Origin of the sequence: Bartonella sp. MR100HLJHH (assembly GCF_042194215.1) — a bacterium.
Taxonomy (GTDB): domain Bacteria; phylum Pseudomonadota; class Alphaproteobacteria; order Rhizobiales; family Rhizobiaceae; genus Bartonella; species Bartonella grahamii.
Map to the genome: position 1 here is coordinate 1 of NZ_JBHIMR010000095.1, position 760 is coordinate 760.

Sequence of the window (760 nt, forward strand, 5' to 3'; positions counted from 1 at the left end):
GTGCGATAGTGAGAAGGATCATTTTTGAAAGCTGTGATCGCAGAACCAATATCGTTGAGTGCTGCTTGATAGGTTTGTTTCAAGCGATCAGGGTTGAGAGCAGGAATGTCGCTTTTATTGAGAAGGGTGCGCAATTCACTACCAAGTTGGTCAAAATTGATACCATTGTCACTGTTTTTTGCAAAAAACTTTTCAAGACTTTCGCTGTTTAATTTTGCAAGTATGGGGGAAATATTGGTTTTGAGGCTGTCTACGGTTTGTTGGACCATGGAGCTGTTTTCTAGAGCAGTTTTAGCTCCTATCTTTGCTGTACTAGAAACCACGTGGATGGCTTGGAGGGTCATTAGCAATGTTATGAGAGCCCAAGTAAGAAAGCCATGAAGCGTCCCTGACGATTCAGCAAAACGTCCAGCTACAAAGCCTCCCAAGGCTAGGCTAATCAGTGTAACGATAATAGAACCCACGCCAAAGGAGAGGAAAGAGCCTTCAAATGGGGTTGAAGAGGTGAAATCCATTTGGCTTAAGCCTAAAGCTGCTACCAGAAAAGAGAGGCAGATTGAGGTGGCAAGGGCTGTCACCAATCCCGCAAAGATTGCGGACCATGAAATGGGTGTGTGAAAGAATGGATACTTTTCTTCTAGAGATGTTTCTCCTAGAAAATTCGTATCGAATGGTGTGTCTTCAGGAATGCGAGTTTCCATGTTTTATCTCCTTGAATATGCTGGAGATACAATGTCTTTTTGCCAATTATGTTCCAAAA

At 42.9% G+C, this 760-nt stretch carries 1 pseudogene; it reads right to left on the minus strand.

From position 1 onward, the window contains the following. Positions 1-701 (minus strand): annotated as a pseudogene (locus tag ACFIJ7_RS09720) (DUF3792 domain-containing protein); the annotation flags it as partial. Positions 702-760 lie beyond the last annotated feature (59 nt).